The organism is Arsenophonus endosymbiont of Bemisia tabaci Q2 (assembly GCF_902713415.1).
GTDB lineage: Bacteria > Pseudomonadota > Gammaproteobacteria > Enterobacterales > Enterobacteriaceae > Arsenophonus.
On sequence record NZ_CACTIE010000019.1, the window covers coordinates 1 to 1167 of the forward strand.

Below are 1167 nucleotides of genomic sequence, written 5' to 3' on the forward strand. Positions count from 1 at the left end.
CCTATAAGATTTTGCTTAATTATAAGCTATAAATCTCTACAGTTTTATTAGACCACTACACACCCAAGGGTGGCTTTCTTAATATAATTAAAGTCTGGCAGCTCCCTACTCTCACATGGGAGACCCCACACTACCATCGGCGCTACGGCATTTCACTTCTGAGTTCGGCATGGGGTCAGGTGCGACCACCGCGCTATTAGCGCCAGACAAATTCTTTTTTATTTATCCCGTCTTATTTCCCTGCCTTATAAGTATAAGTCGTCTCCTCACCTACCTCAGTAGCGAACACACCTCGGCCTTCAGCAAAATTCGACCATATTCAATCTCAAAGCAAGCTAAAATTCTCTCTCAAAAAACCTTCAGTGTTGTCAGGTTAAGCCTCTCGGGTCATTAGTACTAGTTAGCTCAACGTATCGCTACACTTATACACCCAGCCTATCTACGTCCTCGTCTCGAACACCCTTTATAGGACATTACTGTCAGGGAAGACTTATCTTGAGGCAAGTTTCCCGCTTAGATGCTTTCAGTGGTTATCTCTTCCGCGCTTAGTTATACCAGGCGATGCCATTATTGGCATGACAACCTGTACACCAGTGGTGCGTCCACTCCGGTCCTCTCGTACTAGGAGCAAGCCCCCCTTAATCTTCCTTGTCCCACGACAGATAGGGACCGAACTGTCTCACGACGTTCTAAACCTGACTCGCGTACCACTTTAAATGGCGAACAGCCATATTCTTGGGACCTACTTCAGCCCCAGGATGTGATGAGTCGACATCGAGGTGCCAAACACCGCCGTCAATATGAACTGTTGGGCGGTATCAGCCTGTTATCCCCGGAGTACCTTTTATCCGTTGAGCGATGGCCCTTTCATTCAGAACCACCGGATCACTAAGACCTACTTTCGTACCTGCTCGCGCCGTCACGCTCGCAGTCAAGCTGGCTTATGCCTTTGCACTAATCTCACGATGTTCGACCGTGATTAGCCAACCTTCGTGCTCCTCCGTTACGCTTTGGGAGGGAGACCGGCCCCAGTCAAACTACCCACCAGACACTGTCCTCAGCGCGGATTACGGGCCCAAGTTAGAACATCAAACATTAAAGGGTGGTATTTCAACGTTGGCTCCATGCAGACTGGCGTCCACACTTCAAAGCCTCCCACCTATCCTA

At 48.8% G+C, this 1167-nt stretch carries 2 rRNA genes; both read right to left on the minus strand.

Annotated features, from left to right (window positions below):
• Positions 1 to 92: 92 nt before the first annotated feature.
• A 5S ribosomal RNA gene (rrf, locus tag ARSQ2_RS01725) occupies positions 93 to 207 on the minus strand.
• Between the two features lie 162 nt (positions 208 to 369).
• Positions 370 to 1167, minus strand: a 23S ribosomal RNA gene (locus ARSQ2_RS01730); the annotation flags it as partial.